The 26,777-nt window shown below is 69.8% G+C and carries 29 protein-coding genes and 1 pseudogene; 11 read left to right on the forward strand and 19 right to left on the reverse strand.

All coding sequences use genetic code 11. The features are described 5' to 3' along the window. Nucleotides 1-3,789: pseudogene (locus tag AXZ95_RS00005) on the reverse strand (DUF11 domain-containing protein); the annotation flags it as partial. 563 nt (nucleotides 3,790-4,352) lie between these two features. Continuing rightward, nucleotides 4,353-5,171, reverse strand: coding sequence for an SDR family oxidoreductase (locus AXZ95_RS00010; RefSeq protein WP_018188927.1), 819 nt, complete (start codon nucleotides 5,169-5,171; stop codon nucleotides 4,353-4,355). 56 nt (nucleotides 5,172-5,227) lie between these two features. Between AXZ95_RS00010 and AXZ95_RS00015 the strand changes: the two genes are divergently transcribed. The 4 genes from AXZ95_RS00015 to AXZ95_RS00030 all read left to right on the forward strand — a co-directional run bounded on the left by AXZ95_RS00015 (nucleotide 5,228) and on the right by AXZ95_RS00030 (nucleotide 6,880). After that, nucleotides 5,228-5,896, forward strand: coding sequence for an HAD family hydrolase (locus AXZ95_RS00015; RefSeq protein WP_018188928.1), 669 nt, complete (start codon nucleotides 5,228-5,230; stop codon nucleotides 5,894-5,896). Between the two features lie 119 nt (nucleotides 5,897-6,015). Next, on the forward strand, nucleotides 6,016-6,315 hold the full coding sequence (locus AXZ95_RS00020) for a hypothetical protein (protein ID WP_018188929.1): 300 nt from the start codon (nucleotides 6,016-6,018) through the stop codon (nucleotides 6,313-6,315). Beyond that, complete coding sequence (locus AXZ95_RS00025; RefSeq protein WP_018188930.1) at nucleotides 6,312-6,659, forward strand: hypothetical protein; 348 nt, start codon at nucleotides 6,312-6,314, stop codon at nucleotides 6,657-6,659. Before AXZ95_RS00020 ends, AXZ95_RS00025 begins: the two co-directional genes overlap by 4 nt. Before the next feature lie 26 nt (nucleotides 6,660-6,685). Next, nucleotides 6,686-6,880, forward strand: a complete 195-nt coding sequence (locus AXZ95_RS00030; RefSeq protein ID WP_018188931.1) for a hypothetical protein — start codon at nucleotides 6,686-6,688, stop codon at nucleotides 6,878-6,880. Between the two features lie 112 nt (nucleotides 6,881-6,992). Here the strand turns inward: AXZ95_RS00030 and AXZ95_RS00035 are convergent, their stop codons facing one another. The 3 genes from AXZ95_RS00035 to AXZ95_RS00045 all read right to left on the reverse strand — a co-directional run bounded on the left by AXZ95_RS00035 (nucleotide 6,993) and on the right by AXZ95_RS00045 (nucleotide 10,582). Then, a complete protein-coding gene (locus AXZ95_RS00035; RefSeq protein ID WP_018188932.1) occupies nucleotides 6,993-7,307 on the reverse strand; it encodes a hypothetical protein in 315 nt (104 codons plus the stop codon). Nucleotides 7,308-7,329: 22 nt separating this feature from the next. After that, nucleotides 7,330-7,542, reverse strand: coding sequence for a hypothetical protein (locus AXZ95_RS00040; protein WP_018188933.1), 213 nt, complete (start codon nucleotides 7,540-7,542; stop codon nucleotides 7,330-7,332). 148 nt (nucleotides 7,543-7,690) lie between these two features. Continuing rightward, nucleotides 7,691-10,582: a hypothetical protein gene (locus AXZ95_RS00045; protein WP_018188934.1), complete on the reverse strand. Its 2,892-nt coding sequence runs from the start codon at nucleotides 10,580-10,582 to the stop codon at nucleotides 7,691-7,693. Nucleotides 10,583-10,704: 122 nt separating this feature from the next. Here AXZ95_RS00045 and AXZ95_RS00050 point away from each other — a divergent pair, with 122 nt between their 5' ends. Continuing rightward, entirely contained in the window at nucleotides 10,705-10,932 is a 228-nt protein-coding gene (locus tag AXZ95_RS00050; RefSeq protein ID WP_018188935.1) for a hypothetical protein, read from the forward strand. Between the two features lie 86 nt (nucleotides 10,933-11,018). On the opposite strand, the gene AXZ95_RS00055 is transcribed toward AXZ95_RS00050, so the two are convergent. The 3 genes from AXZ95_RS00055 to AXZ95_RS00065 all read right to left on the reverse strand — a co-directional run bounded on the left by AXZ95_RS00055 (nucleotide 11,019) and on the right by AXZ95_RS00065 (nucleotide 12,602). Further along, entirely contained in the window at nucleotides 11,019-11,207 is a 189-nt protein-coding gene (locus AXZ95_RS00055; RefSeq protein WP_018188936.1) for a hypothetical protein, read from the reverse strand. Nucleotides 11,208-11,223: 16 nt separating this feature from the next. After that, nucleotides 11,224-11,853 (reverse strand): TMEM175 family protein, encoded by a 630-nt coding sequence (locus AXZ95_RS00060; protein WP_018188937.1) that lies wholly within the window; start codon nucleotides 11,851-11,853, stop codon nucleotides 11,224-11,226. Between the two features lie 65 nt (nucleotides 11,854-11,918). Further along, complete coding sequence (locus AXZ95_RS00065; protein WP_231374283.1) at nucleotides 11,919-12,602, reverse strand: TetR/AcrR family transcriptional regulator C-terminal domain-containing protein; 684 nt, start codon at nucleotides 12,600-12,602, stop codon at nucleotides 11,919-11,921. Between the two features lie 30 nt (nucleotides 12,603-12,632). On the opposite strand from AXZ95_RS00065, the gene AXZ95_RS00070 reads away from it, so the two are divergent. After that, nucleotides 12,633-13,385 (forward strand): DUF4386 domain-containing protein, encoded by a 753-nt coding sequence (locus AXZ95_RS00070; protein ID WP_018188939.1) that lies wholly within the window; start codon nucleotides 12,633-12,635, stop codon nucleotides 13,383-13,385. Here AXZ95_RS00070 and csrA read toward each other — a convergent pair. Genes csrA through fliO form a run of 8 tightly spaced genes read right to left on the reverse strand, consistent with a single transcriptional unit; the run spans nucleotide 13,363 to nucleotide 19,838 of the window. Then, nucleotides 13,363-13,599, reverse strand: coding sequence for a carbon storage regulator CsrA (csrA, locus tag AXZ95_RS00075; protein WP_018188940.1), 237 nt, complete (start codon nucleotides 13,597-13,599; stop codon nucleotides 13,363-13,365). The genes AXZ95_RS00070 and csrA overlap by 23 nt on opposite strands. A 9-nt stretch (nucleotides 13,600-13,608) precedes the next feature. Continuing rightward, nucleotides 13,609-14,334 (reverse strand): hypothetical protein, encoded by a 726-nt coding sequence (locus AXZ95_RS00080; protein ID WP_018188941.1) that lies wholly within the window; start codon nucleotides 14,332-14,334, stop codon nucleotides 13,609-13,611. Further along, the gene (locus AXZ95_RS00085; protein ID WP_018188942.1) at nucleotides 14,312-16,369 is read right to left on the reverse strand and encodes a flagellar biosynthesis protein FlhA; all 2,058 of its coding nucleotides are present in this window, start codon (nucleotides 16,367-16,369) and stop codon (nucleotides 14,312-14,314) included. The genes AXZ95_RS00080 and AXZ95_RS00085 overlap by 23 nt, the downstream gene beginning before the upstream one ends. Next, nucleotides 16,366-17,460: an EscU/YscU/HrcU family type III secretion system export apparatus switch protein gene (locus AXZ95_RS00090; protein ID WP_018188943.1), complete on the reverse strand. Its 1,095-nt coding sequence runs from the start codon at nucleotides 17,458-17,460 to the stop codon at nucleotides 16,366-16,368. The genes AXZ95_RS00085 and AXZ95_RS00090 overlap by 4 nt, the downstream gene beginning before the upstream one ends. After that, nucleotides 17,457-18,218 (reverse strand): flagellar biosynthetic protein FliR, encoded by a 762-nt coding sequence (locus AXZ95_RS00095; protein WP_018188944.1) that lies wholly within the window; start codon nucleotides 18,216-18,218, stop codon nucleotides 17,457-17,459. Before AXZ95_RS00095 ends, AXZ95_RS00090 begins: the two co-directional genes overlap by 4 nt. After that, on the reverse strand, nucleotides 18,218-18,493 hold the full coding sequence (gene fliQ, locus AXZ95_RS00100; protein ID WP_018188945.1) for a flagellar biosynthesis protein FliQ: 276 nt from the start codon (nucleotides 18,491-18,493) through the stop codon (nucleotides 18,218-18,220). The genes AXZ95_RS00095 and fliQ overlap by 1 nt, the downstream gene beginning before the upstream one ends. Beyond that, a complete protein-coding gene (gene fliP, locus AXZ95_RS00105) occupies nucleotides 18,490-19,302 on the reverse strand; it encodes a flagellar type III secretion system pore protein FliP (RefSeq protein WP_051087282.1) in 813 nt (270 codons plus the stop codon). The genes fliQ and fliP overlap by 4 nt, the downstream gene beginning before the upstream one ends. 38 nt (nucleotides 19,303-19,340) lie before the next feature. Next, nucleotides 19,341-19,838 (reverse strand): flagellar biosynthetic protein FliO, encoded by a 498-nt coding sequence (fliO, locus tag AXZ95_RS00110; protein ID WP_018188947.1) that lies wholly within the window; start codon nucleotides 19,836-19,838, stop codon nucleotides 19,341-19,343. Nucleotides 19,839-19,962: 124 nt separating this feature from the next. Between fliO and AXZ95_RS00115 the strand changes: the two genes are divergently transcribed. Then, on the forward strand, nucleotides 19,963-20,703 hold the full coding sequence (locus tag AXZ95_RS00115; protein WP_018188948.1) for an SUMF1/EgtB/PvdO family nonheme iron enzyme: 741 nt from the start codon (nucleotides 19,963-19,965) through the stop codon (nucleotides 20,701-20,703). A gap of 19 nt (nucleotides 20,704-20,722) precedes the next feature. On the opposite strand, the gene fliN is transcribed toward AXZ95_RS00115, so the two are convergent. Together fliN and AXZ95_RS00125 are read right to left on the reverse strand one after the other, a co-directional pair. Continuing rightward, nucleotides 20,723-21,439 (reverse strand): flagellar motor switch protein FliN, encoded by a 717-nt coding sequence (fliN, locus tag AXZ95_RS00120; protein WP_020076242.1) that lies wholly within the window; start codon nucleotides 21,437-21,439, stop codon nucleotides 20,723-20,725. Between the two features lie 5 nt (nucleotides 21,440-21,444). Then, complete coding sequence (locus AXZ95_RS00125; RefSeq protein ID WP_018188950.1) at nucleotides 21,445-22,329, reverse strand: flagellar motor switch protein FliM; 885 nt, start codon at nucleotides 22,327-22,329, stop codon at nucleotides 21,445-21,447. A 147-nt stretch (nucleotides 22,330-22,476) separates the two neighbouring features. Between AXZ95_RS00125 and AXZ95_RS00130 the strand changes: the two genes are divergently transcribed. From AXZ95_RS00130 to AXZ95_RS00145, 4 genes are all read left to right on the forward strand, one after another. Further along, on the forward strand, nucleotides 22,477-22,803 hold the full coding sequence (locus tag AXZ95_RS00130) for a flagellar FlbD family protein (protein WP_018188951.1): 327 nt from the start codon (nucleotides 22,477-22,479) through the stop codon (nucleotides 22,801-22,803). Further along, the gene (locus AXZ95_RS00135; protein ID WP_018188952.1) at nucleotides 22,803-23,621 is read left to right on the forward strand and encodes a MotA/TolQ/ExbB proton channel family protein; all 819 of its coding nucleotides are present in this window, start codon (nucleotides 22,803-22,805) and stop codon (nucleotides 23,619-23,621) included. Before AXZ95_RS00130 ends, AXZ95_RS00135 begins: the two co-directional genes overlap by 1 nt. Before the next feature lies 1 nt (nucleotide 23,622). Next, entirely contained in the window at nucleotides 23,623-24,450 is an 828-nt protein-coding gene (locus AXZ95_RS00140) for a flagellar motor protein MotB (protein WP_018188953.1), read from the forward strand. 92 nt (nucleotides 24,451-24,542) lie between these two features. Further along, complete coding sequence (locus tag AXZ95_RS00145; protein ID WP_018188954.1) at nucleotides 24,543-25,220, forward strand: SDR family oxidoreductase; 678 nt, start codon at nucleotides 24,543-24,545, stop codon at nucleotides 25,218-25,220. On the opposite strand, the gene AXZ95_RS00150 is transcribed toward AXZ95_RS00145, so the two are convergent. After that, nucleotides 25,217-26,722, reverse strand: a complete 1,506-nt coding sequence (locus AXZ95_RS00150) for an alpha-N-arabinofuranosidase (protein ID WP_018188955.1) — start codon at nucleotides 26,720-26,722, stop codon at nucleotides 25,217-25,219. The genes AXZ95_RS00145 and AXZ95_RS00150 overlap by 4 nt on opposite strands. Between the last annotated feature and the right edge of the window lie 55 nt (nucleotides 26,723-26,777).

The following is a 26,777-nucleotide window of genomic DNA, read 5'->3' on the forward strand; positions in this document are numbered from 1 at the left end:
GAGGGTGCCGGGGGTGCCGGGCCAGGTGTAGCTGATCGCGGACAGGCCCGGGAGCTGGTCGGTGATGCTCACCCCGGTGAGGGTGACGTTGCCGGTGTTGGTGGAGGTGAAGGTGTAGGTGATCGTGTCCCCGACCGTCGCCGGGTTCTTCACCGCGGACGCGTTCGCGGTCTTGATCAGGTTCAGGGTGGGGTTCGCCACCAGCGGGGTGTCGGTCGCGGCCGGGGGCGGGGTGACCGTGGTCCCGTCCGGGGTCTTCCCGGAGGTGGTGGCCTGGTTGTTCACCTCACCGGCGTCCAGGTCGGCCTGGGTGAGCCGGTAGGTCGCGGTCGCGGTGACCTTCTCCTTCGGCTGCAGAGTGCCCGGGGTGCCCGGCCACGTGTAGGTGAGGGCGGACAGGCCCGGCTTGGGGTCGGTGATGGTGACCCCGGTCATCGTCACATTGCCGATGTTCTCAGTGACGAACGTGTAGGTGATCACATCGCCGACCGCGGCCGGGATCTTCACCTGGGAGTTGTTGACGCCCTTGGTCAGCGCCAGGCCCGGACCCTGGGTCAGCGGGGTGTCCGTGGTCGCCGGCGGCGGGGTCACCGGAGGACCGGTCGGCGGGTTCCCGGAGCTGGTGGCCGTGTTGGACACCATGCCCACATTCAGGTCCGCCTGCGTCAGCACATACTGCGCCTGCGCGACGACCTCCTGCGACGGCTGCAACACTCCCGCCACGCCGGGCCAGGTGTAGACCAGGTTCGACAGACCCGGCTTCGGATCGGTGATCGTCACCCCGGTCAACGTCGTGTTCCCGGTGTTCTTCGCCTTCATCACGTAGGTGATCACATCGCCCACCTTCGCCGGCGAGGACACCCCCGAACTCACCGCATCCTTCGTGAACGTCAGATCCGGACCCTGCGTCAGCGGGACCTGGGCGTTCGCGGGGGTGGACGTCACGGCGACGCCGTTCGGCATGTTGCCGGTGGAGGTCGCGGTGTTCGGCACGAGTCCGTTGTCGATGTCGGCCTGCGTCAGCTTGTACGTTGCCGTCGCCGTCACGGTCTCGCCTACGAGCAGGCGGCCCGGAGACGCCGGCGTCGGCCAGGTGTAGGTGAGCGCGGACAGGCCCGCGTGCGGGTCATTGATCGTGACGCCCGTCAACGTGTTGCCGCCGGTGTTCTTCGCCGAGAAGTTGTACGTGATGGTGTCGCCGACCTTCGCCGGCTTCGCCACCGCTGCATCGTCAGCGGTCTTGGTGACGGAGATCGTTCCGACCGACGACGTGGCCGTGCAGTTCACGTCTGGTCCGGCCGCACAGTTGCTGCCCACCGTGGTCGAGACGACCACGTTGTCGAGCTTGCGATCGCCGCCCGCTGTCGCGGCGTTAGCGGTCACCGAGTAGGTGATGGTGGCGGTCGCACCCGCCGCAAGGCCGCCCGACCATGCGAGGTTCGGGGCGGTGTAGTTGATCGAGCCCTGCGAAGCGGTCTGGTCGTTGTTGTAGGTGGACTCCTTCAGCGTGTCCGTCAGGTCGTCCGTGAACGAAGCGCTGTTGTACGCCTGGGTGCCCGTGTTCTTCACGGTGATCGTGTAGGTGATCTTGTCCCCCGGTTTCGCGTACGGGGTGGAGACGGACTTCTTGATCGCCAGGGAACACTGCGACGGGTCGGCTTTCACCGTGAACTCAGTCGGACCCGAGGAGTTGCCACCGGGGGCGTCGCTGCCGGCCGCGGAGGTGGTGACCGCCTTGGCGATGTTTGAGAGGGTGACCGGAGTTGCCGCGTCGCACGAGACCGGCGGAGCCGTGGTCTGAAAGCAGAGCTGAGGAGCGTCGCCGGACCAGTTGAGCTTGATCTGGCCGTTCACGACGCCGGACGGGTCGTTGACGCCGTTCACCGTGACGGAGGCTGTGATCGAGGTGACCGTGGTGGGGATGGTCGCGAGATTGAGCGTGCCCCCCGGTGCCAGGGTCACGTTGTTGAAGCCGCTGATGATGTTGTTGCTCTGGTCACGCAAAGTGACCGACGAGTTGGTGTAGGTGCCCGCCACCATGCCCGGCAGGGTGAGAGTTGTCCAGCCGCGGAAGCTCGATGATCCCGTGCCGCAGTAGTAGGCGGGCGGATTGACCGTGATGGTGCTCGGTCCGGTGACTCCGACGCAACCGCCGCCGGTAATCGCGTTGAAGAAGGTGATCTGACCGGAGTCGCCGGTCGCGACGAGACAGTTCGGAGCGACGTCATACGCCGTGCGCGTCGTGTAGTTGGCCCGGTTCTGCGGCGGAGTGAAGCCTGCGCACGCCGGAACAGCGCCCGTGCCGCTCCAGAGGGAGAAGTCGCGACACGTGACGTTGTTCGTTGCCGCCGTGTACACCTTGGCGCCTTGTTGGAACCCCTCACCCATGAGGAACGTGAAGTTCGCCCCCGTGCCGGTGTACGGATTCGCCCTGGGACTTCCGGTGACGTCCCAGCACGCGGAGGCGCCCCCATTGGCTGTGCTGGCCATGGCACAGACACCCTGCTGGGCGCCGGTCGTCTCCAGAATCGGCGCGTACACGACGGCGCCCGCAGTCGCGAGACCCGGGGCCACGACAGGCCAGTTGCCGGAACACACGTTCCACGTAATCGTGCTGTAACAATAGGTGCGGTTGGACGTGCCGGCGACCGGAGAAATCGGCGCAGTAACGAAGATTCTATTGCCGAATACTGCGGTCGTGAGGTTGATGTTGCTGACGGCAACGGCGTTGGGCAGCAGGACGCTGTTCTGCAGAGTTCCGGTCGGCGTGATCTGAAGGAGGCGCACACCGCTCGCCGTCATGACGGACGCGTACGTGAACCCGTTGTAGAAGAGCCCGGTGCCACTGATCATGGCGCCGATGGTCCCGTTGATGTCCGGTGCCGTGAACAGACCCCGGAATCCACAGCTCGTCGGGGTCGTCGTGGACAGATCGAGACACGCCACGCCCACCTGGCCGGTCGAGCTACCGGGCGTGCCGGTGCCCGCGTACCAGTACATCTTGTTCGCGTCGATCCACATACCATTCTGGCTGGCGGAGAACCCGACGAAGTCGGTGCCCGTACCGATCGCCTGGCCGACCGTCGAGGACCAGTACTGGTTGTTCGCGTTCGTGGGCCAGCCGGGGCAGGTCGTGCCGTCGGTCTTCGCGCAATAGACGATCGGCCCGGTGCGGTGGTGATACACGTTGTAGGTCAGGCCATTGCGCGAGAGCGTCATGTAAGCGTCACCGGACGCCGTCGTCAGGATGTTCGAGGTCGGGCTCGGGAACTTCGCCGACACCTGGGCAGTGCCCTGCGGCACCACCGTCCCGGTGTAGCCGAGACCGTTGGCGTTCGACGGGGGCGTGCCGGGCGCCCAGCTGACGCCGCCGTCTGTGGAGTACTGGGGCTTGATCTCGCCCGCGGCGTTCTGGTTGGGCGGGAGCTGCAGCGACCCGGGGACGTACGTGCCGGAGCTGGTGATCGTGTCTCTGAGGTCGACGGAGCCGTTCTCACCCGTGTTGTTCTGGTAGCTGACGACCCACTTGAGGTTGTCGCCGGGCTTCGCCGTGCCGGTCGCCGCGCCGCCCGGGGCGTCGGAGGAGCGCGCCACGGAGCCGTTCGTCGTGTTGGTCGCCGTCTTGAAGATGGTGGAGACGGCGGTGGTCGCGGCGTTCGAGTAGTACTGCGGGAGGATCAGGGTGCCGACGAGCGCGCCGACGGCGACGCACGCCGCGACGAACATGCCGAGGCTCCAGCGGCGAGCCAGCTTGACCCGGCGGGAACGGCTTCGGATTTGACGCGTCATGGTCAGCACTCCCCCACTCGCGCCCAGTCGCTGCACAGGGGGGACCAGCCGACCAGGGGTCGGTCGGTGAGCACGTGTGTCGTCACGAGTGAGCGCTTCAAAATGTTCCTCAACGTTCAGCGATCGCAGCGCCTCCGACGAGTCGGACAAGCGCCGCTTTCACGAGCGAATGCGTTCGGGGACCAGGTGTCCTCACTTATGAGGACGATGGTTCCGGTGTTCTATTACGCGACGACGGCCAGGTTTTTATTACCGAACTATCACCACGTCGAGAACGGGCCCGAAAGACACCTGTCGAAGAAAAACACCTGATCAGGCAAAAGAAATGCAAAGCAGACAGCACGCGGGAAGGGAGGCGCCGGCGGGTTCGCGGGCACCCGAAGCCAGGCGAACCCACCGGTCTTCATCTCGGGGCGGCGGATGGGAGACGCCGACGCGGGAGATGGCCCCGGACCGATCACACCAGGCGGCCGCCGACAAAGAAAGACAGCTGACGCAGAAAAGTCCGCGCCGCCGCACGACGAGGTGCGACGGCGCGGGCCGTCAGAACGTAAAGAGCAGGACTACAGGCGGCGCCAGTCGTCCGAAGTCAGGTGCGACCCGGCCTGCGGGCCCATCTGCAGCATCCCGCCGTCGACCGCCCAGGATGCGCCGGTGACGTACGAGGCCGCCGGCGAAGCGAGGAACGCGATGACCGCGGCGATCTCGCGCGCGTCTCCCGGACGCCCAAGCGGGATGCCGGGGCGGTGGACCTCGCGCGGGTCCTCATCCTCTGGGTCGTTCATCGGCGTCGAGATCTCGCCGGGCGCGACGGCGTTCGCGGTGATGCCGTACTCGCCGAGCTCCAGCGCGAGGGTCTTCAGGAGGCCGCCGAGCCCGTGCTTGGCGGCGTCGTACGCGGCGGATCCGACCCGCGGCTGGTGCTCGTGGACGCTGGTGACGCCGATGATGCGACCGCCGCGTCCCGCATCCACCATCCGCCGGGCCATGCGCTGGATGCAGACGAACGGGCCGTCGAGATCGGCGCAGACGGTCTTCCGCCAGGTCTCCCAGTCGGTCTCGAAGAAGGGGGTTCCGCCGTTGAGGCCGGCGTTGTTGACGAAGACGTCGCAGGCGCCGAGCTCGTCGGCCATGCGGTCGACGACGTCGCCGCAGGCGGGAGCGTCGGTGGTGTCGAGCTGCGCGACGACGGCACGGCGGCCGGTCGCGCGGACGAGGCGCGCGGTCTCCTCCGCGCCCTCCTCGTCCGAGTGCCAGGTGATGCCGACGTCCATACCGGCCTGGGCGAGGGCGACCGCGGTCGCTCGGCCGATGCCGGAGTCGGAGCCGGTGACGATGGCGGTGCGCGGGTCGGTGAGTTCCGGATACGAGTGATCAGCCATGCCGGGAACGGTGCACCCCATGCCGGGCGTGCGCAAGGGGTGGTAGTCGTGGAGCCATGACGATCTCCGCAGTGCTCTTCGATGTCGACGGGACCCTGGTCGACTCCAACTTCCTTCACGTCGACGCGTGGAGCCGCGCGTTCGCCGACATGGGGACGCCCGTCGACTCGTGGCGCATCCACCGGGCCATCGGGCAGGACTCCGCCCGGCTGCTGGAGGGGCTGGTCGGTGACCGCGACGACGACTGGGTCAAGCGGGCGAAGGATCTGCACTCGCGGTACTACCGCGAGCAGGCCGGGCGGCTGCGGGCGTTCGAGCACGCGGGCGACCTGCTGCGGGAGCTGTCGTCGCGCGGGATCCGGGTGGTGCTGGCGACCTCCGCGCCGACGGACGAGCTGGAGCTGCTGATGGATGCTCTGGATGCGGAGGACGCCATCCACGCGACGACGAACGCCGACGATGTGGCGACGGCCAAACCCGAGCCCGGGATCATCGAGGTCGCACTGGAGCGCGCGGGATCCGCGCCGTCCGACGCGCTCTTCATCGGCGACTCGACGTGGGACATGATGGCCGCGGCGCGCGCGCACGTCCGCGCGGCGGGCGTGCTGTCCGGCGGGGTAGGGCCCTCCGAGCTGCTCGAAGCCGGAGCGGTGTCGGTGTTCGACGACCCGGCGGACCTGCTCGACCGCATCGACGGCGTTCTCAGCGGCCGACGGTCAGCCTGAGACCCCGCTGGGCCTGCGGCGAGCGCGCGCTCCGCAGCGGCCGCTCGCGACATCCCTCTTGCCAAGCGCGGGCGCTGGGCGTTCGATAGGTGCCGACGAGTCCGACGAGAGGAGTCGCCATGTCGGCGAGCGAGCTCGAGATGTCCAGCGTGCGGTACCCGTACCGGGGCCGCATCTTCCACGTGGAGAAGAAGACGGCGGGGGTGTGGGTCGTCCTCGACGAATCGCACGCCGAACTGGGGACCCTGGTCCGCGTCGCCGTCGAAGGGGAGGAGCACGAGCCGGTGTTCGGCGCCGTGCCCCCGGGCTACACGGAGACGCTGCACGAAGGATCCGACTGGAAGATGCTCGTCGCATCCCTCATCAACGAGTCGCTGGACGCGGAGACGGCCGCGACAGGCAACCAGGGAGAGGCATGACGGTACGTCTCAACAAGAAGGCGCTGGAGCACGCCAGGAAGCTGGTCGAGCAGGGCAAGGTCGTGCACGACGAGCGCGACGACTGGAGCGAACACGCCCCCAGCGCCGACGAGGAGAACCGCTACATCGAGAAGAACGGCTGGGACGACTACGCGCTCTGGCACCTCGGCGAGGATCCGGACAAGAGCGAGGAGACCAAGGGCCGCTTCAGCTTCCCGTACGGCGACTTCACGAAGGCGCACCGCTGCGCGGTGATCTCGCTCGAGAGCCGCGCCGCACAGAACGACCACGATGACATCGCCCGTGAGACCAAGCGCCTGCTCGAACTGATCGACGGGGAGTAGCCGCCCGACGGGCTACGATTGCCCGGATGAACGCGACGCTGCGCACGACACTCGGCTGGGTCTCCGCCGTGACGCTCAACGTCGGCGCGCTGCTGTTCGTCGTCGGTCTGCTGCTGCCGCGGACCGGCGGGGACGCCCCGGTGCTCGGCGTGGGCGTGGGGATGTGCGTGGTCGGAATCATCGCGGGCGCCTGCTGGCTGGCCGGGCGGCCGCACGTCTGAACTGCGCTGCTGCGCTGACAGCCGCACCCGGACAGCGAGCAGCCCCGCCCTGGGATGAAGAGGGCGGGGCCGGTCGGGTACCGGCGTCACGCCGGTGGCTGGATGCGGCGGATCAGTCCGGGGGCTCGACGTGCCCCACGAGGTCCGGGTTGGACGGCTGGTCAGCCGGATCGAAGTCCGCGGGCGGGGGCTCGGCCTGGTCGGTGCCGCTGTCGGCGGCCGTCACATCCTCTGCCCCTTCCGGTGCGACTCCCGTCTCGTGCGGTTCGGAGACGTCTCCGGACTGGCCGGCTTCCGTCTCCGCGGGCTCGGCGGCCTGGGCGTCGCGCTCGGCGTCGGCGCCCTGGCCCTGCTCGAAGCGCTCGGGCTTGTCCTCGGCCGGAACGCCCTCGGCGTCCGTGTTCGGCAGTCCGCTGGTGTCACTCATGCTTCGCTCCTTCCCGGGCGCCTCACGGCTTGCCCTCTTCGCTGTACGAGGTGGCGGAGGTCCCGTCCTCCGGTTCGGCGCGGGCGTCGTCGAGATCCGGGATGACCTCCTGGATCACGTCCTTGTCCGCGGAGGGCTCGGCGGCACCGCCGTCGTCGCCCTCGAGGTCACCGGCCAACCCGTTGGTGGGGTCGTGGCCGGTGATCGGCTCCTGTGCATCGCGCGAATCGGTCATGGGCCCCACGAAACGCCGCACCCCCGCCGCCCGCAAGGGGGCTTACCGGCGCCCGCCTCCCGGCGTACCGTGCATCCCCGCGCCCGCGGCCTCCTCGCCAACAGCTCCGGAGTTTTTCGGCGTTTCGCGGTCGAAAAGGCCGAAAAACTCAGGAGCTGTCGGATGGGGAGGCGGGCGGAGCGGGCGGGGCGGGCGTGTCGAGGCGGGCGATGAGGTCGAGGAGCGCCACGCGGTACTGCGGCGCTGACTGGTAATCGGGATGCGTCGCGACCTTCACGAGGTAGCGCGGCGGGCCGAACTCGTCGGCTCCCCGGTCGATGTCGTCCGGGCGGCGGTCTTCGAGGCGGTAGCTGTTGACCGGGAAGCCCAGGTAGTCGGTCCGGCGCCACAGGTTGATCCAGGCGACCGAGCCGTCCTCCTGTGTCAGCAGCTGCACGAGCGACGGGTCGGATGCGCCGGACGCGCCGATGACGACCGGGTCGCCGTCCTGATCGCGCTCCACCTGGGTGAACCACGGGTCGGCCTTGCCGAGGAGCGGACGCCGCGAGCCGAGGGTGCCGAGCGCATCCGGTCCGAACAGCTCGGGGAAGAACCGTCCGAAGTAGACGCGCAGCTGCGACCCGTAGGTGAGCAGGGCGACGTTGCGCAGCCGGTCGGCGTCGTCCGGCCGCAGGGTGAACAGCGTCGAGACCGCCAGCACGGCGCCCAGGCTGTGCGCCGAGAGGACCACGCTGAACGGGCGCTTCTCGCCGAGCGCGACCTCCTCCTGCTCGTCGCGCCAGCGGAGTCGTTCGGCCAGCGTGAGGCCTTCCGGCGGCTCCAGGTCGTGCGTCAGCCAGTCGGCGACGCGGTCGCGCAGCTCGGGGACGACGCGCTCCGCGTAGCAGGGGGGACCGAACGGATGGCCCGCCCGCGGGAGGAAGCACATGAGGTCCCACATGATGCTGATCGGGCGTTCCTTGGCGGTCAGCGCGTTCTCGACGACCACCGCGAGGATGGCGGCGGCGATCACCGCGAGGGCCGGTCCGACGAGCGCGTCGATCCAGCGGAAGACGACCGAGTACGAGACGGCGAGCGCCACGACGAAGCCGACGGCGAGCAAAGCGGCGAGGATTCCGAGGATGGGCTCACCCCGATGCACCAGCGCGGCGAGTCGCCGTGCACGCAGGATCTTCAGCGACAGGCGGTCGGCCGTGGTGCTCGCGGCGATGCGGCCGTCGCGGTACGCATCCACCTGCTCCAGCAGCGGACGGCGGCCGTCGCGCGTGCGGGGCGTCGTCAGCAGCGGAACCCAGCGCAGGACCGCGGCGGCGACGCCGATCCCGACGAGGGCGAGCGCGATGGCGATGAACGGGAGCACGTCGCCGAAGTTGTGGTAGACGATCGGCGGCCGCAAGACCGCGTGCGGCGGGGTCGCACAGCCGCACGGCGGCGACCCGCTGACCAGCCAGCCCTGCACCCCGAGCACGAGCAGGGTGGAGAGGATCATCGCGGCGCCCAGCGACCACAGCATGACGACGCCCGGACCCATGCCCGCCCAGCCTTCGGCCCGGAATCGCTCCGGCGGTCCGGCCCGGCGGCCGCTCGGGAAGTACGGCCACCGCCAGACGAGGATCAGCTGCGCGAGGGTCAGCACGGCCGCGATGGCGAACAGGGGCAAACGAAGCGGACCCGGCGCGGCGTTCTGCGTCGGCGGATTCTGCGCGACACCGGCGAGGAAGGTCAGCCCTGCACCGGTCATCAGGGCGATCGACAGCCCGTGCGGCACCCCTCGCCGCCATCCCAGCGCCGAGATGCAGATGGCGAGCAGTACGCCGAGGATGATGGATGGCGCGGTCGCGAGCCCGAGGAACGCCCCCGACGGCGGCGCCGCATACTCGCCGCCGAACCACAGGGTTGCGCCGACGTAGAGGTAGACGAGGACGGCCGCCACCAGCACCCAGGCTGTGACCGTGCCGGTGCGGCGGAGGCGGTCGCGCAGGAACTCGTCGACCGAGGTGTCGCCGGCATCCCCCGTGCTCGTCGTCTCGGCGAACACCCCGACCAGGATGATGGTGACCGTCAGCCCTGCCGCCGCGATGATCCCGCCGCTGAGGGCGAGCACGTCCCGCGATCCGAACGCGGCACTGAGGCACTCGCCCGACACGAAGGTCTGCAGCTTCACGCACGCGGCAGCGCCGGCGAACATGCGGTCCCAGGCGAGCAGCAGGGCGACGAGCAGGAAGGCGGCCGCCAGGTGCAGACGCTCGGTCGGGGAGCCGACGCGCGCCGTGCGCCAGAAGCCCTCCGACGCGAGCGGACGCAAACGGCCGCTGCGCCGGACACCGCGCCCGCCCATCCGGTCGGCCGCGTCGAAGATCGCCGCTTCGTAGCGCGCCCTGGCCCGGCGCGACACCAGGAACAAGAGCAGGACGCCCGCGATCGGCACGAGCGAGAGCAGCGACAGCTGTGGCCCGCGCCAGCTCAGCGGCGCGTTCGCGAAGAAGCCAGTGACCGCCTCCGGAAGCGCGGTGCACGCCGTACCCGTCGCGCACTGCACGCCCAGATCGAGGCTCACGGAGCCGAGGGCGCAGACGTAGAGCAGGGTCAGTCCGAGCGCGAAGATGCGGAGGGACGCGCCGCCGACCCCGGCATCCCACTCGCCACCCGGCCGCTGGGTCGGGATGCGCCGGGTCCAGTACGCCGAGTTCGCCAGGCCGAACGGGGCCAGCAGCAGCCAGGCGAGCTGGACGAAGAGCTGCCCGATGAACAGCAGCGGGCCGGAGCCGTACCGGGCCAGCCGGCCCCACGAGTACGCCTCGGTACGCACGTCGGGCGGCGGAACGGCCGGGTCGATCGTTCCGGGCGCGTCATCGGGATCGCGGTCCGGCTCATCCTGCTTCGGCGCCCACCAGAACCCGCCGTTCTCGTCGCCCTGCGTCTGCCGCAGCTCGCTCTGCTCGCGCCCGAGCATCTCCGTCGGCGGGGTGTTCTTGATGCCGTGGATGCGCAACTCGAGCACATGATGGGGCCAGTCGTGGGGCCGCGCCTCGTCGCTCATCCCTCCGCCGATCGTCCGGGTGACGCGCGCAGACTACTCTCCGCCGGACTCGGACGGCTACAGCGACGTTGCGCACACCGCACCTGTAGCCGTGCGCGACGGCACGGCGTAATGTCCCTGCTATGAGCAACCCAGAGCAGCCGACCGGCGACGCACGCGAGAACCTCGAGGGCAGCTACACCGAGGTCGACGGCGAGGCGCCGCACGAGCGCACGGTCCACGGTCAGTACACCGAGACCGAGGAAAACCCCGGCCCCGACCCCGCGGTCGAGGGTACGTACACGGATGCGGACGAGGCCGCCGACGCCCCCGAAGGCGAATACACCGACGGGGACTACGACGAGCCCTGAACCTCGCTGACCCCGTCGGATCCACTCGGGCGGGATCCGCGCGGGTCAACCGCGATCAGGTCAGGCGATCAAGCCGGACAGAGCCGTCAGGACAGGCGCTTGCGCGCCTTCTGAGCCTGCGCCGCGGCCTTCTTACGCGCCTTCTTCACATCGGGCGCGTTCCAGAACGAGGTGACGGCCTCGGTGATCTGCTCGTAGCGTTCGCGCCCGGCGCGGGCTCCGAGCAGGTACGCGACGGCCACGACGACAAGGATGAGAACGGTCTTCAGGCGCATGCCCCGACGCTAGCCCTCAGGCTGTCGTCTGGGAAGGGCCGTAGACGAGCCTGTGGAGAAGGGCATGCAGGGGGCCCGACAGGAACAGCAGGAACAGCCAGAACAGGTTGATGCTCGGGAACAGCACGGCGAGCACGAGGGCGACGGCCATGATGCTCGCCTCGGCGATCCCGTTGGTGCGGTCGATCTGCGCCCGCGCCTCCTCGGTGAGCAGTTCCGGGGTGCGGTACAGCACCTCGGCGATCAGCCGGGTCGCGATCGTCGCGACGAGCATGTCGCCGATGTAGAGCGCATAGACCTCCGCCCGCTGCCCGTCGGACTCGGCAAGAACGTTGGCGCTGAACGGGATCGCGACGATGGCGAGCAGCCAGAGGAAGTTGAACCAGATGACCCAGGAGTTGTAGTCGCGCACGCTCTCGAACATGCGGTGATGGACGACCCAGAAGCGCGCGATGACGGCGAACGAGATGACGAACGCGAAGATCTCCCAGCCGTTCTCGGCGAGGAAGTCGCCGAACGACTTGCCGCCCAGCTTCGAGGCCTGATCGACGAGCGGAAGGATCAGCAACGTGATCGCGATCGCGACCGTCGCGTCGGAGAAGTTCACGAGCCGGTCGAGCCCGCGCTCCGTCCTGATCACCGCCATGCGGACATTCTGCCGCAGGGGTCAGTCGCGAGCCCTCTGCTCCGGCGCGCGGCGGAGGATGCGCGTCAGCCGGTCGTGATCCACTCCGGTCGCAGACGCTCCACGCCGTCGAGGAGGAGGTCGAGGCCGGTGAGGAACTCCTCGTCGTAGTCGTACCCGGCGCGGGCGAGCTCGGAGACCACTTCGAGCAGGTGCGGGAACTGCTGCGCCAGCTCCGGAGGGGTGGCGTCGAGCTTGGCGGCGGCCGCCTCCCCCGACTCCTCGGGAGTGCCGAACGGGAGCGTCTTCTCCTGCAGCGCGAAGCCGTACACGTAGGCGTCGAGGGCCGACGTGACGTGCACCGTCGTGCGGAATGTGAAGCCGGCGGTGCGCAGGCAGCCCATCATCGCGTTGTGCTGGCTGAGGTTGGCCGGGCCCGGACGCATCCGGGCCTCCAGGAGTCCGACGGCCCAGCGGTGCCGCATCAGGGCATCGCGCAGGGAGATGGAGCGGCGGCGCATCGCCTCGCGCCAGCCGAGTTCGGGCGAGGGAGCCTCGACCTCCGCCCACACGGTGTCGACCATGCCGTCGAGCAGGTCGTCCTTGTTGGCGACGTGCTTGTACAGCGCCATCGGGACGACGCCGAGGCGCTGAGCCAGTTCGCGCATGCTGAGGCCGTCGAGTCCCTCGCGATCGGCCAGCTCGACGGCCGCCTCGATCACCCGTGCGGTGCTCAGCGTCTGCCTGGGTACCGCGACGTCTCTTGACATGGTGTACAGCGTACGCCTAGCCTGATCGCGATGAAGGTGTACGCCGTACACCTCGTCTTCCGAGAGGACATCATGGACCCGGACCGTCGCCGCTCGCTCGTCGCGGGCGTGCTCTTCCTGCTCACCTTCGCCACCTCCATCCCCGGCGCCCTGCTGTACGGGCCTGTGCTGAGCGATCCCCGCTTCGTGCTCGGCTCGGGATCGGCCACGCCGGTTCTCGCGGGCGCCCTGCTCGAGATCGCCCTGGTCATCGCCAACCTTGGCACGGCTCTCGTGCTCTATCCGGTGCTCCGGCGGACCAGCCCATCGTTGGCGCTCGGCTACGTCGTCGCCCGGGTGATGGAGTCGACGCTGATCGCGGTCGGGATCCTCAGCCTGCTCTCGGTCGTGACGCTGCGGGAGGCCGACGGAGGCGCTGCGGGTACGGCCGTCGTCGTGGCGCACGCGCTCGTCGCGCTGCACGGCTGGACGTTCCTGCTCGGCCCCGGCTTCGTCGTCGGCATCGGGAACGGCCTGATGCTCGGCTGGATGCTGCACCGGGCCGGACTCGTGCCCCGCGGCTGGGCGTGGTTCGGCATGATCGGCGGGCCGCTGGTGTCACTGTCCGGCGTCGCCGTACTCTTCGGGGTCTGGGATCAGGTGTCGCCGTGGTCGGCGGTGCTCACGCTGCCGGAGGTCGTGTGGGAACTGTTCCTCGGCATCTACCTGACCGTCCACGGGTTCCACCGGCGGTCCGCCCAGGCCGCGCCGGGGTCGACGGTCAGAGTCCCAGCGACTTCTTGATCAGCGCCTCGGCGTCGTCGGTGCCGGCGGCGCGCTCGGTCGCCTCCTGGTTGGCCTCGGTCACGGCCTTGACGACCTCGTCGCGCTGGATGCGGATGCCGCGCGGCGCGTCGATGCCGATCCGCACTCCGTCACCACGCGCTTCGAGGATCGTCACGACGATGTCGTCGCCGATGAGCACCCGCTCCCCCGCCTTGCGCGTCAATACCAGCATCGGTCCAGCCTATCCGCCGGGCGGCGCGTCCAGCCAGAGCACCGGCAGGCCGAGCCGGTGTACGTCGTCCGGCGTCGAGGTGAAGGATGCGCCGGTCGCGGCCACCGCGTCCACGGCGAGCACCGCATCCACCGCCCGGACCCAGGTGCTCGTGTCGCCGAACGTGCGCGAGACGTCGACGGCCACCCAGACCTGGTCGGGGGCGATGCCGGCCAGGTCGGCGGCGAGCGCAGGCACGGCGGCGGGGCCGGCGAGCGGGAACGCGGCCACCACGGGGATGTCGCGGCGCACACCGTCTGCGCGGGCGGCGAGGGCGTCGCGGCGGTCGCCGAGGTGCTGCACCTCGGCGCCTGCGTCGGCGGAGGCGGCGAGGACGCGGGCGGCCTCCTCCGCGTCCGCACCGAGCCCCACCACGAGGGTGAGGTCGCCGCGGCCGCGCAGGCGCGCGGGGGGCGGACCGGCGGGCACCACGTCGTCGAAGTGCACGTCGTGGCTGCTATTCGAGTCGTTTTCCCGCCACAACGTGCCCTTCGGCTCAGGGGTGGGCGAGGCGGGGGGGATGGGCGGGGCGGGAGGGGTGGGCGGGGCGGGAGGGATGGGCGGGGCGAGGTCGGGCGCGTCGACGGCTCGCACGAGGTCGTCGAGGACCGCTTGGAACGCGAGCGATGACGTCGAGACGGCCGGGAGGACCTCCTCGTCGCCGCCGACCCACTCAGGCCGCGATCGACTCCGCACCGCGGACCACCCCCACCGTCTCGATCGCCGCCTGCACGGCGGTCACCTCCTGATAGGAGAGCACGGCGAGCCCCGCGATCTGGCCGGCGACCAGCCGCCGGATCGCCGGGCGCAGCGCAGGTGCGCAGACCAGGACCGCCGAGACGCCCGAGTCGTCGAGCCGCGCCGCGGTGTCGCGCACGGAGGCGAGAACCGCCTCCAGCCGCACAGGGTCGAGCACGATCTGCGTGCCGCCCTCTGACGGACGCAGGCCCTCGAGCATCGACTGCTCGAGCCCGGGATCGATCATGATGACGCGCAGCGTCCCCTCGTCGAGGTGGGGGGCGACGACGGCCGGTCCGAGGGCCGCGCGGGCAGCCTCGACCAGTCCCTCCGGGTCGTTCGACACCTTCGCGCGCAGCGTCAGCGCCTCCAGGATGCGCGGCAGGTCGTTGATCGGCACCTGTTCGGCGAGCAGCCCCTGCAGCACGCGCTGCACCTCCGCCAGCGAGAGCAGAGCAGGGATGAGCTCCTCCACCGCGGGCGGGTTCACCTGTTTGACGCCCTCGGTGAGGAGCCGCACATCCTCTCGGGTGAGAAGGCGTGCCGCGTTCGCCGTGATGATCGACGACAGGTGCGTGATGAGCACGGAGACCCGGTCGATGACGGTGGCACCGCCCAGCTCGGCGCTGTGCCGCATCTCGGACGGGATCCACTTCGCCGGCAGGCCGAACACCGGCTCGACGGTCGGCGTGCCCGGCAGGTTGTCGAGGGCGTCGCCGAGGGCGAGCACCCGGCCGGAGGGCGCCTGCCCGCGGCCGGCCTCCACCCCGGCGATCTTGATCACGTAGGTGGACGGCGGCAGCTCCGCGCTGTCGCGGGTGCGGACCGGTGGGACGATCACGCCCAGTTCGAGCGCGATCTTGCGGCGCAGCGCCCGCACGCGCGCGAGCAGGTCGTCGGAGGCGCCGCTGACGATGTCGACGAGGTCGGGGGCGAGCGTGATCTCGAGGGCGTGGACCCGCATCTGCTCGATCAGGTCTTCCGTCGTCTCCGACTTGGTGGCCGTGGCGACGGCGTTCTGCGCCGCCTGCGCCTTCTTCGCCGCCGCCTGTGCGGTCTTGATGCGCTGCGACGCGAGGATGAGGAACGCGCCGACGAGCACGAACGGGATGGGCGGCATGCCGGGAATGAGCGCCATGACGATCGCGGCGCATCCCGCGATCATCAGGGCGTTGCGCGACTGGCTGAGCTGGTTGCTCGCCGTCGTGCCCATCTCGGACTCGGCGTTCGACCGGGTCACGATCATGCCCGTCGACACGGCCATGAGGAGCGCGGGGATCTGCGACACGAGACCGTCGCCGATGGTCAGCAGCGTGTAGGAGTTGACCGCGTCGCCGAGCTCCATGCCCCGCTGGATCATGCCGATCGCGATGCCGCCGACGACGTTGATGACGATGATGAGGATGCCCGCGATCGCATCGCCCTTGACGAACTTCGATGCGCCGTCCATCGCGCCGTAGAAGTCCGCCTCGGCCGAGACCTCCGCGCGCCGCGCCCGCGCCTGCTCCTCGGTGATGAGCCCTGCGTTGAGGTCGGCGTCGATCGCCATCTGCTTGCCCGGCATGGCGTCGAGGGTGAAGCGGGCGCCCACCTCGGCCACGCGCTCTGCGCCCTTGGTGACGACGATGAACTGGATGACCACCAGGATGAGGAAGACGACTGCGCCGATGATGATCGAGCCGCCGACCGCCACATGCCCGAACGCCTGGATGACCTGCCCGGCGAACCCGTCGCCCAGCACCAGGCGCGTGGAGGCGACGTTGAGGCCGAGCCGGAACAGGGTCGCCACCAGCAGCAGCGACGGGAAGACGGAGAAGTCGAGCGGCTTCTTGACGAACATCGTCGTGAGCAGGATGACCAGCGCCAGCATGATGTTGACGATGATGAGCATGTCGAGGATCCACGACGGCACCGGGACGACGAGCAGCATGATGATGCCGACGACCCCGATCGGCACGGCGACCTTGGCGGCGAGACCCTTGTTCGGCTTCACGACATCCCTCCCTGGAGCTGCGGTCGCATGGTGTGCATCCCGGCGGCGGAACCGCGCTGCTTGAGCGACATGACGAAGGCGAGCACCCGCGCGACCGCGTTGTAGAGCTCGACCGGGATCTCGTCCCCGATCTCGCACCCCGCGTGCAGCGCTCGGGCGAGCGGGATGTCCTTGACGATCGGCACGCGCTCCTCTTCCGCCTTCTCGCGGATGCGCAGGGCGATGGCGCCCGCACCCTTCGCGACGACCCGCGGGGCCGACTTGCCCGGTTCGTACTTCACCGCCACGGCGATGTGCGTCGGGTTGACGAGCACCACATCCGACCCGCCGATCGCCGCGATCATGCGGTTGCGGCTCATCGCCAGCTGCCGGGAGCGCCGGTGCGAACGCACCAACGGGTCGCCCTCGGTGTTCTTGTTCTCGTCGCGCACCTCCTGCTTGCTCATGCGCGTGTGCTTGCGGTTGCGGCGCATGACCACGAGCACGTCGAGTCCGGCGAGCACGAGGCCCGCGCCGATCGCCGCCTGCAGCAGCCCGGCCGTGCCGCCGGATGCGGCCGAGAGCAGAGAGGCGAGCGGCATCGAACCGGAGGTGAGCAGCACCGGCATCAGCCCCTGGACGACCAGGAACAGCCCGATCGCGACAACGGCCGACTTCAGCAAGGTCTTGGCGCCCTCCCAGAGGGCGCGCATCCCGAACACCCGGCCGATGCCCTGCACCAGGTTGAACTGCTCGTACTTGCCCTCGAGCTTCTTGAAGTGGATGCCGCCCTGCACGGCCGCGGCGCCCACCACGGCGAGGGCACCGACCGCCAGCAGCGGTCCGATCGTCGCCATGATGCTGCCGAGACCGTCGCCGAGGGCGGCGACCGCCTTCGCCGGGTCCGGGCTCTCGATCACGGAGCGGACCGAGAACAGCTGCTCGATCGCCGCGGTGCTGCCGGCCTGGAGCGTGAACGGCAGCATGACGGCGGCGGCTCCGACGCCGACCCAGGCGGTCAGGTCGGTCGACTTCGAGAGGCGGCCCTTGGAGCGCGCCTCCTTCATCCGCTTCTCGGTCGCCTGCTCGGTGCGTTCCTGCGCGTCGCTCATCGGCCCACCCCCAGCATGGTCTTGACGGCGGTGTCGGTGAGCCCGGAGACGACGCCCGGAAGCGCGACGAAGACGATGGCCGCGAGCACGACGGTGAGCATGATCTTCAGCGGGAAGCCGAGCGAGAACGCGTTCAGCGCGGGGGCGACCCGAGTGAGGAGGCCGAGGCCCACGTCGGCGAGGAACAGCACCACGATCAGCGGCCCGGCGATCTGCAGTGCCGCGAGGAACATCTGGGTCAGCCCGTCGACCATCTGCTTCGCCGGGTCGGCCATGCTGAGGCCCGCGGCGAGCGGGACGGCGTCGAACGTGCGGATGAGCCCGCCGATGATCAGCTGGTAGCCACCCGACGCGAACAGCAGTGCGAGGGCCGTGAGCTGGAACATCCGCGTGAACTGCGCGCCGTTGATCATCGACTGCGGATCGAACGCCTGCGCCAGCTGGAAGCCGCCGAACAGGTCGATCAGGCTGCCCGCCGACTGGATCGCCGCGAACACCACGAAGACCAGGAACCCGAGCGTCGCCCCCACGGCGAGCTCGCGCACCATGTCGAGCAAGAACGCTCCGGTGTCGGCCGACCGGTAGCCGGCGCCCACGCGCGGGGCGACGGCGACGGCGAGCCCGATGGCGAGCATCCCCTTCACCTGCGCCGGGAAGCCGTTGTACGAGAACGGCGGCGCGATCACCAGGAAGGCGACCATGCGGAGGGAGGCCAGCGCGATCGCCTCGATCGCGGCCAGGTCGATGGGGATGGACATCAGCCACCGCCCAGCAGCTGCGGGATCTTGTCGAAGAGCACGTGGGTGAAGGAGACGAGCTCGGCGATCATCCACTGGCCGCAGATGATCAACGCGATGGCCACGGCCGCCGCCTTCGGCACGAACGAGAGGGTGACCTCCTGGATCTGCGTGATCGACTGCACCAGCGAGATCGCGAAGCCGACGACCAGCGCGGTGACCACGATCGGCGCGGCCAGCTTCGCGGTGACCATGAGGCCCTGCATGGCGATGTCGAGGACGGCGTTCGGGTTCATCCGCCACCGCCCCCGTAGCTCGTGATCAGGCTCGTGATGATGAGCCCCCAGCCGTCGACCAGCACGAACAGCAGGATCTTGAACGGCAGCGAGATCATCACCGGCGGGAGCATCATCATGCCCATCGACATGAGCGCCGCCGAGACCACCATGTCGATCACCAGGAACGGCACGAAGATGACGAAGCCGATGATGAACGCGGCACGCAGCTCGGAGATCATGAACGCGGGGATGAGCGTCAGCAGTGGCACCGCGCTCACGCTCTCCGGGTTGGGGCGGCCCGCGGCGCGGGTCATCAACGCGATGTCCTCCTCGCGGGTGTGCGCCGCCATGAAGCCGCGCAGCGGCGCCTCAGCCGCGTGCGCGGCCGCCGTGAAGTCGATGTGCCCGGCGAGATACGGCTGCACGGCCGTGTTGTTAATGTCGACGAGAACCGGGCTCATGATGAACAGGCTGAGGAACAGCGACAGCCCCGCGAGCACCTGGTTCGGCGGGATGGACGGGAGCGCGAGCGCGTTCCGCGTGATCGCGAGCACGACGAAGATCTTCGTGAACGACGACATCATCAGCAGCAGCGCGGGCGCCACCGAGAGCACGGTGATGCCGAGCAGCGTCAGGATGGCGGCGCTCGGCGTGCCGTTCGGGCCGTTGATGTCGAGGGTGATGCCGCCGGAACCGCCCGTGGGCCCGGCCGGTCCGGACGGGGTCGGGACGGGCGTTGGCACGGCGTGCGCGGCGGTGGCGCTGAGGAGGACGACGGCCGCGACGATCAGTGCGACCAGGACGCCGGCTACCGCGAGGCGGGGCATGCGGGCGCGCGCTGTGCGCGCCGTGACCTCCGGCGCCGTCACTTCTTGGGGCGCACCGCCGAACTCGCCTGACGCCACGTTGCCGGGGACAGGATCGAGCCTTTGAGTGCCTCGTCGAAGAGCGAGGCGCGTCCCTGCGCCGTGAGGAAGTCGGCATCCTGCCTGGTGGTCGTCGTGGTGCTGGTGCTGCTGGTGGTGCCTGTACTCGCCGGCGCGTCCGTGGTGCCGGTCCTGGCCTCCACCTCGCGCACGGGTTTGAGCGGGGTGACGTCCGCGTCCTGCGGGCGGTCCCCGGAATGGAGGACGCTGACCTGGCGCTCGGTGACGCCAAGCACGAAGCGGCTGCCGTCAACATCCACGACGACGACCGACGCCTTCTGGCCGATGCCCTGACGTCCGACGACGGTCACGGCGTTGCCGCGGCGGCCTCGCGCCGACGTGCGGCCCTTCGTCACCCGTCGCTGCACGAACCACAGCAGCGCGACGATGACGCCGAGCACCACCGCGACGCGCAACGCAACGAACAGGGTCTCCACGCTGCGCACTATCGGCCGCCTGGTCCGTGCCGTTAGGGGTTCGCCGAGGTGCGCGTCGTGGTCGCTATCCGCGCCGAATACCCGCCACGACGTGCACTTCGGCGCTGCGTGGGAGGGTGGAGGCGTGGACTTCGAGATGGCGAGCGTTGGGGGCGGGAGCGTGCAGCTGCACGACGCCCGGCTCAAGCGGCGCTGGACGGTGGAACTGGAACCGTTCGAGCTGGGCGTGTTCGCCGTGACCGAGCAGCAGGTCGCCGAGTTGATCGGCGAGCCGGCCCCGCATCCTCGCCGCCCGGCGACCCGGATCAGCTGGCTGCGCGCTGTGCGCATCTGCAACGCGGCCTCGGAGTGGGAAGGTTTCGACCCCGCCTATACCTTCGACGGCGAGGACGTGACCTGGCACGTGGATGCGGACGGCTACCGCCTGCCGACCGAGGCCGAGTGGGAGTTCGCGTGCCGAGCCGGCTCGACGGGCCCGCACTACGGACCGCTGCCCGAGGTCGCTTGGACGAGCGCCGACGGTCTGACGGTTCCCGCAGACGTCGGGCTGCGGCTGCCCAATCTCAACGGCCTGTTCGACACCCTCGGCAACGTGTGGGAGTGGTGCTGGGACCTCCTCGACCCGGGCCGGTACCGCGACTACCGGGTGTTCCGCGGTGGCGGGTTCGCCGACGACGCGTGGAACGTACGGGCGTCCGTCCGGCGCGGCGGACCGCCGCGCACCCAGCACGAGGACGTCGGGTTCCGCCTGGCCCGGGGAGGGTTCGACGCCGAAGGCGCCGCGCAGGGCTGGTCGGCAGCAGCGGATGCCGAGCGCGCCGGGCTCGGCGGCGCGCTGCCGCCGGGGTGGACGCCGCTGCGGTGACGGTGACTGCCGCCGCGCGTCAGTCCAGGTCTTCCGCCGTGTCGAGGATCTTCGTGATGCGGACCGCGTAGTCCTGGTCGACGACCACGATCTCGCCGTGCGCGATCAGGCGGCCGTTGAGCAGCACGTCGGCGGGCGACCCGGCAGAGCGGTCGAGCTCGATGACGGCGCCCGGCTCCATCGCGAGCACGTCGCGCACGGCCATGCGGGTGCGGCCGATCTCGACGGTCAGCGCCATCTCGACGTTGCTGATGCGCGCCAGCTTGCCGCCCAGTGCGCTGTTGCCCGTACGCTCGGCGACGGACGCGCGCCCGCGGACCGCGAACCAGCCGGCGACCCCGGACGGGCCGGACAGGGCGAAGACCGAGGTGGCCGGGTCGGCGAACAGTTCCGAGGCGTCGTCCGGGCGGGCGTCATCCAGAACGCCCGCGCCGAGCGTGTCGCTGGCGGCCTCGAGGGCCGGCTGCAGCACATCCTGGAGCGCCACCACCGGCGCGCCGTCCGCACCCTCGTCGACCAGCTGCGGCGCCTCGAGCAGCACGACGGCGAGATCGGCGGAGACGGCGCCGACGAACGTCGCGACAACGGCACGTGCCGCGTCCTGCACATCCGACCCCTGCGACAGCAGCGGGGTCAGCGGCGCGCCGGTCGGCAGCACGCGGGCGAGCGCCTCGGCGGCGGCCTGCGCCTGCCCGAGCGAGAGGCCGGACGCGTGTGCGGTGCTGGTCATGCTCATCGGAATCAGTCCTCTGTGTTGACGATCACGCAGGCGAGACGCGAGCCGCTCGAGCCGAGAGCGGCCGAAGCGACGGTCTGCCCGCCGACCGTGAGATCGAAAGGTCGGTGCTGTGGATGCGGGAGCGGGAGCAGGTCGCCGACCGCCAGCCCCAACACAACGCTGGGACGCACGGCCGCCGGGGCCAGCCGCAGGGCCACATCCACGGGGACGCGCGCCAGCTGGGCGTCGACCAGCTCGCGCGCGTTCTCGGTGCTGTGGGTCGGGTTCGTCTCGCCCAATTGCGGGAGCAGCGCGACGGCGGGCAGGGCGACGGTCGCACGGGCGACGTTCTCGCCGACCCGCAGCTCGAAGCCCGCCACGATCATCAGCTCGGAAGTCGCGGCGGCCTGCGCGAACTGCGAGTTGTACTGGATGGCGTCCACCGTGATCGGAGCGAGCAGGATGGAGCCGAGCGAATAGCGCAGATCCTCCAGTGCGTCATCCATCAGCCGGCGCACCAGCGCGTGCTCGATCTGGGTGAAGGTGCGCTCGTGATCGACCGGGGTGCCCTGACCGCCGAGCATCGCGTTCACCCACGAGAGGGCGGCCGTGGTCGGGAACTGGATGACCGCCTTCGGGGCGATGTGCTCCAGCTCGCACAGCACCATGGCCGTGGTCGCCGGAAGCGACGCCGCGTACTCGTCGTACGTCTGCAACTGGACGAAGTCGCACTCCACCTGGCTGAGCACGCGCACCTTCGCGGTCAGCTGCGTGCCCCACTGCCGGGCGAACGTCTCGAACGCCAGCTCCAGAACGCGCGAATGCTCGCGCGCGAGCGTCGTCGGCCGCCGGAAGTCGTAGACCGGCGCCTCGGGGGCGTCCGGCGACGGGGCCTGCAGAGTCGTCACGGGTTGGACTATCGGCAGGGTATCGGTGTCCGTTAGCCACAGCACTTCCACTCCCCATCCACCCCGCGTCCCCCTAACGACCGACCGACGCGGGCCGATAGTGCACTCGTGACGGCTCACCCGGAGCCGAGACCAGGATTCGCGCCCATGATCGTCGTCACCCGATTGAACGACAGCCAGTTTGCGGTCAACCCCGACCTCATCGAGCGCATCCACGCCAGTCCGGACACCACTCTCGTCATGGTCGACGGGGCGAAGTTCATCGTCACCGAGTCCATGTCCGAAGTGATCGAGAAGATCGCCGCGTACCGGGCGCGCGTGATCGCGCTCGCCCACGATCTCCCCGCCGCCGGCCCGCGACCCGTTCCCGCGCCGCCGCTCGGGCTCGTGACGCTCACCGGCCTGGAAGACGACGAGACGGGGAGGGCTCACCCCGAAGCCCGCGCCGTCCCCCTGCGAGCAAGGAAGAAGTAATGGACCCGGCAACGATCATCGGCATCGTCCTCGCGTTCGGCGCCGTCGTCGCGATGGTGACGATGGAGGGCGCGCACCTGAGCGCGCTGCTGCTGCCCGCCCCCATGGTGCTGGTCTTCGGGGCCACCATCGCGGTCGGGATCGCCAGCGGAACGATCAAGGACTTCCTGACCGCGGTCAAGGCGCTCCCCCGCGCGCTCCGCGGGAAGGTGGAGCCGCCGCAGCAGGTGATCGACCAGGTCGTCGGCCTGGCGGAGAAGGCGCGCGCCAACGGCCTGCTCGCCATGGAGCAGGAGGCCGACAACGTCGACGACCCGTTCCTCAAGCGCGCGCTGCAGAACATCGCGGACGGCACCGACGGCGACGAGCTGCGCGTGCTGCTGGAGGACGAGATCGCGACGCGGTCGAAGAAGGACCGGGTCGCCGCGAAGTTCTTCAGCGCGATGGGCGGGTATGCGCCAACGATCGGCATCATCGGAACCGTCGTCTCCCTGACCCACGTGCTCGAGAACCTGGCCGAGCCGGGCGAGCTCGGACCGATGATCGCCAGCGCGTTCGTCGCGACCCTCTGGGGTCTGCTGTCGGCCAACTTCCTCTGGCTCCCGCTGGGCGCGCGCCTGCGCCGGCTGTCCGAACTGGATGTGGAGCGCATGACCCTGCTCATGGAGGGCGTGCTCGCGGTGCAGTCCGGCTCGCAGCCGCGCCTCCTCGGCGAGCGCCTGCGCGCGATGGTCCCCGACGGCGACGCCGAGAAGGGCGCCGCGAAGGCCGCCAAGCCGGCACGCGGTTCGAAGGATCCCGTCGAGGAAGCGGCCTGACATGTCGGCCCGCCGTCGGAAGAGACACGAGGAGCCGGAGGAGCACGAGAACGAGGAGCGCTGGATGGCCTCCTACATGGACATGGTCACCGTGCTCATGTGCATGTTCATCGTGCTCTTCGCCATGTCGACGGTGGATGCGAAGAAGTTCGAGCAGCTGAAGGATTCGCTGGCGACCGGCTTCGGGCAGGTGAAGACCCAGAAGGTCGACACCGCATCCGGGGTCGTGGTGCCGCCCAAGCACGTCGACGAGTCCGGCAAATCCACCGACTTCGCCCTCGCCGAGCAGGAGGCGCAGAACCTGCAGCACCTGAAGGACCTCATCCAGGCCGCCCTCACCCGCGACGGCCTGCAGGATGCGGTGGAGCTGAAGATCGACGAGCGCGGCCTCACGATCGGGCTGGTCGGCAACTCGACGTTCTTCGACTCGAACCGCGCGGAGCTCAGCCCGCGCGCCGTGTCCGTTCTGAACGACATCGGACCGGTGCTCGCTCCGGAAGCGTACGAGGTCTCGGTGGAGGGCCACGCCGACCTGCGGCAGCCCGGAGCACCGTATCCGACCAACTGGGAGCTCTCCGCCGGCCGAGCGACCAGCGTGCTGCGGCACCTGGTCGAGGTGAACGGCTTCCCGCAGGAGCGCATCGCCGCGGTCAGTTTCGGCTCGGCGCGTCCGGTCGCCGGACACACCGGCACGACCGACTCCGACCTGGCGCAGAACCGGCGGGTGGATGTGGTGGTGCTGTCGTCGCAGCCGGACGCCATCCGGAAGCTCATCCCCCAGGCGCTGCAGTCGCCCGCGCCCACCACGGCCCCCGCCGCCTCCCGCTGACGCCCTCCACCCACCGTCGAGTACGCACAAATTGCACAGAAACCACGGCTCAGCCGTGCAATTCTTGTGGACTCGACGGGGTTGGGACGGGTATGGATCTTCAGCTTGAGAATCGCGTCGTCCTCGTCGTCGGCGGCACCGGCTTCATCGGCTCTGCGGTCGCCGACCGCCTCCGTGCTGAGGGCGCGACCGTGGTCGTCGCTTCCCGCAACGCCTCCGAGGGAGTCACGCTGGACGCCTCGGACGAGGAGTCCGTGCGCCGCGGCATCGACACCGTGCTGGAGCGTCACGGACGCATCGACGGCCTGGTCGTAACGGCCGCGCCGCCGGCGCAGACCCTCGACCCCGCCCGCAGCTCCGACCCCGAGCATATCCTGAGCGCGATCGACGGCAAGGCGCTGTCGTTCCTCCGGGTCGCTCGCGCGGTGATCCCCGCGATGCGGGAGGCCGGCTTCGGCCGGATCGTCGCGATCAGCGGCCAGAACGCCTACATCAGCGGAAACATCACCGCCGTGGTGCGCAACGCATCCACCATCCTCATCGCGAAGAACCTCGCCGACGAGCTGGCCGGCACGGGCGTCGCCGTCAACGTGATCAACCCGGGCCTCGTCACCGAGACCCCCGACGCCCAGGTCGCACCGGGGCGGGGCGGGGAATCGTCTCCGGACCAGATCGCCGACCTGGTCGCCTTCCTCACCTCGCCCCTGTCGGCGGTCGATGGCGAGTCCATCGCCATCGGCCACCGTATGCTGGGGACGACCCTGCTCTAGCCGAGCGAGACGCCCGTCCACGAGACGGGAGGCAGCTCGAGCGTGAGCACGCCGTCGTCGAGGGATGCGGTGGGCGTCGGGCGCAGGCCCACGCGATTCTGGTCGTGCAGGGTGTTCTTCGCGTACACGTCCTCATCCCAGAGTGACACGGCCTCGCGCACCGCGGAGACTCCGAGGTCGCGCACGTCCACCCGGACGGTCTGCGTCTCGGTGAGGCTCCGGTTCACGACGAACAGCGCGGCCGAGCCGTCGGCCTCGTCGAAGGTGGCCACCGCATCCACCAGGTCCGCCTCGCCGTAGACGGCGGTCTCGTACGAGCCGGTCTCGATGCGCGGGCGCAGCACCTCGCCACGGGCCAGCCGACTGGTCACCGAGAACGGGAAGAACGTGGTCTGGCGCCAGGCGTCGCCGCCCGGCTCGGTCATGATCGGCGCGATCACGTTCACCAGCTGGGCGAGGGAGGCGCTGGTCACCCGGTCGTGGTTCTTCAGCAGCGTGACCAGCAGGTTGCCGAGCACGACGGCGTCGGCCGCCGAGTAGACGTCCTCCAGCTGCCGCGGGGCGTACCGCCACTCGTCGTTGACCTCCTCCGACTCCTTGTGCTCGTCGAGGTACCAGATGTTCCACTCGTCGAACGAGATCTGGATCTTCTTCTTGCTCTTGAGCCGGTAGCCGACGTGATCGGCCGTCGAGACGACCGTGTCGATGAAGTACTGCATGTCCACGGAGGAGGCGAGGAACGAGCCGAGGTCGCCGCCGCGCTCCTGGTAGTACGCGTGCGCCGACACGTAGTCGACGTGCTCGTAGGAGTGCTCGAGAACGACGCGCTCCCACTCGCCGAAGGTCGGCATCCCCGAGCCGGAGGAGCCGCAGACCACGAGCTCGAGGTCCTTGTCGGCCATCTTCATCGCGGCGGCGGTGCGGGCGGCGAGCTTGCCGTAGTCGTCGGCGGTCATGTAACCGGTCTGCCAGGGGCCGTCCATCTCGTTGCCCAGGCACCACATCCGGATGTCGTGCGGCTCCGGCGTGCCGTTCGCGATGCGCTGGTCGCTGAGCGCCGTTCCCGACGGGTGATTGGCGTACTCGAGCAGGTCGAGCGCGGCCTGGATCCCGCGGGTGCCGAGGTTGACCGCGAGCATCAGCTCCGAGTCGGTGAGCTTCAGCCAGCGCGAGAACTCGTCGAGTCCGACCTGGTTGGACTCCAGCGAGTGCCAGGCGAGGTCGCGCCGCACCGGGCGCTTGTCGCGCGGGCCGACCGAGTCCTCCCAGCGGAAGCCGGAGACGAAGTTGCCGCCCGGGTAGCGGATCGTCGTCGAGCCGAGCTCTCGGACGAGCTCCACGACGTCGAGACGGAAGCCGTCCTCGTTGGCGGTCGGGTGCCCCGGCTCGTAGATGCCGTCGTAGACGCAGCGCCCCAGGTGCTCGACGAACGAGCCGAAGATGCGGCGGTTGACGGTGGCGACGCGCGCGGTGCGGTCGAGGGCGATGCGGGTCTCAGACAAAAGGGTCTCCTGTTTTCGAGTCTCTGCCGCTGTGCAGACCTTCGTCGTCGGGAGC

The sequence above is a fragment of the Leifsonia sp. 115AMFTsu3.1 genome (genome assembly GCF_004362795.1).
Classification (GTDB): domain Bacteria; phylum Actinomycetota; class Actinomycetes; order Actinomycetales; family Microbacteriaceae; genus Leifsonia.

What these genes read in the sequence shown, in the direction of transcription:
- AXZ95_RS00025 (WP_018188930.1), top strand. Translation starts at nt 6,312, where the DNA reads ATGACGGTACGTCTCAACAAGAAGGCGCTGGAGCACGCCAGGAAGCTG.
- AXZ95_RS00135 (WP_018188952.1), top strand. Translation starts at nt 22,803, where the DNA reads ATGGACCCGGCAACGATCATCGGCATCGTCCTCGCGTTCGGCGCCGTC.
- AXZ95_RS00060 (WP_018188937.1), bottom strand. Translation starts at nt 11,853, where the DNA reads ATGGCGGTGATCAGGACGGAGCGCGGGCTCGACCGGCTCGTGAACTTC.
- AXZ95_RS00035 (WP_018188932.1), bottom strand. Translation starts at nt 7,307, where the DNA reads ATGAGTGACACCAGCGGACTGCCGAACACGGACGCCGAGGGCGTTCCG.
- AXZ95_RS00145 (WP_018188954.1), top strand. Translation starts at nt 24,543, where the DNA reads ATGGATCTTCAGCTTGAGAATCGCGTCGTCCTCGTCGTCGGCGGCACC.
- fliN (WP_020076242.1), bottom strand. Translation starts at nt 21,439, where the DNA reads ATGAGCATGACCAGCACCGCACACGCGTCCGGCCTCTCGCTCGGGCAG.
- csrA (WP_018188940.1), bottom strand. Translation starts at nt 13,599, where the DNA reads ATGCTGGTATTGACGCGCAAGGCGGGGGAGCGGGTGCTCATCGGCGAC.
- AXZ95_RS00040 (WP_018188933.1), bottom strand. Translation starts at nt 7,542, where the DNA reads ATGACCGATTCGCGCGATGCACAGGAGCCGATCACCGGCCACGACCCC.
- fliP (WP_051087282.1), bottom strand. Translation starts at nt 19,302, where the DNA reads ATGCCCCGCCTCGCGGTAGCCGGCGTCCTGGTCGCACTGATCGTCGCG.
- AXZ95_RS00130 (WP_018188951.1), top strand. Translation starts at nt 22,477, where the DNA reads ATGATCGTCGTCACCCGATTGAACGACAGCCAGTTTGCGGTCAACCCC.
- AXZ95_RS00095 (WP_018188944.1), bottom strand. Translation starts at nt 18,218, where the DNA reads ATGTCCATCCCCATCGACCTGGCCGCGATCGAGGCGATCGCGCTGGCC.
- AXZ95_RS00020 (WP_018188929.1), top strand. Translation starts at nt 6,016, where the DNA reads ATGTCGGCGAGCGAGCTCGAGATGTCCAGCGTGCGGTACCCGTACCGG.
- AXZ95_RS00045 (WP_018188934.1), bottom strand. Translation starts at nt 10,582, where the DNA reads ATGAGCGACGAGGCGCGGCCCCACGACTGGCCCCATCATGTGCTCGAG.
- AXZ95_RS00050 (WP_018188935.1), top strand. Translation starts at nt 10,705, where the DNA reads ATGAGCAACCCAGAGCAGCCGACCGGCGACGCACGCGAGAACCTCGAG.
- AXZ95_RS00055 (WP_018188936.1), bottom strand. Translation starts at nt 11,207, where the DNA reads ATGCGCCTGAAGACCGTTCTCATCCTTGTCGTCGTGGCCGTCGCGTAC.
- AXZ95_RS00015 (WP_018188928.1), top strand. Translation starts at nt 5,228, where the DNA reads ATGACGATCTCCGCAGTGCTCTTCGATGTCGACGGGACCCTGGTCGAC.
- AXZ95_RS00065 (WP_231374283.1), bottom strand. Translation starts at nt 12,602, where the DNA reads ATGTCAAGAGACGTCGCGGTACCCAGGCAGACGCTGAGCACCGCACGG.
- AXZ95_RS00030 (WP_018188931.1), top strand. Translation starts at nt 6,686, where the DNA reads ATGAACGCGACGCTGCGCACGACACTCGGCTGGGTCTCCGCCGTGACG.
- AXZ95_RS00070 (WP_018188939.1), top strand. Translation starts at nt 12,633, where the DNA reads ATGAAGGTGTACGCCGTACACCTCGTCTTCCGAGAGGACATCATGGAC.
- AXZ95_RS00140 (WP_018188953.1), top strand. Translation starts at nt 23,623, where the DNA reads ATGTCGGCCCGCCGTCGGAAGAGACACGAGGAGCCGGAGGAGCACGAG.
- fliQ (WP_018188945.1), bottom strand. Translation starts at nt 18,493, where the DNA reads ATGAACCCGAACGCCGTCCTCGACATCGCCATGCAGGGCCTCATGGTC.
- AXZ95_RS00010 (WP_018188927.1), bottom strand. Translation starts at nt 5,171, where the DNA reads ATGGCTGATCACTCGTATCCGGAACTCACCGACCCGCGCACCGCCATC.
- AXZ95_RS00090 (WP_018188943.1), bottom strand. Translation starts at nt 17,460, where the DNA reads ATGAGCGACGCGCAGGAACGCACCGAGCAGGCGACCGAGAAGCGGATG.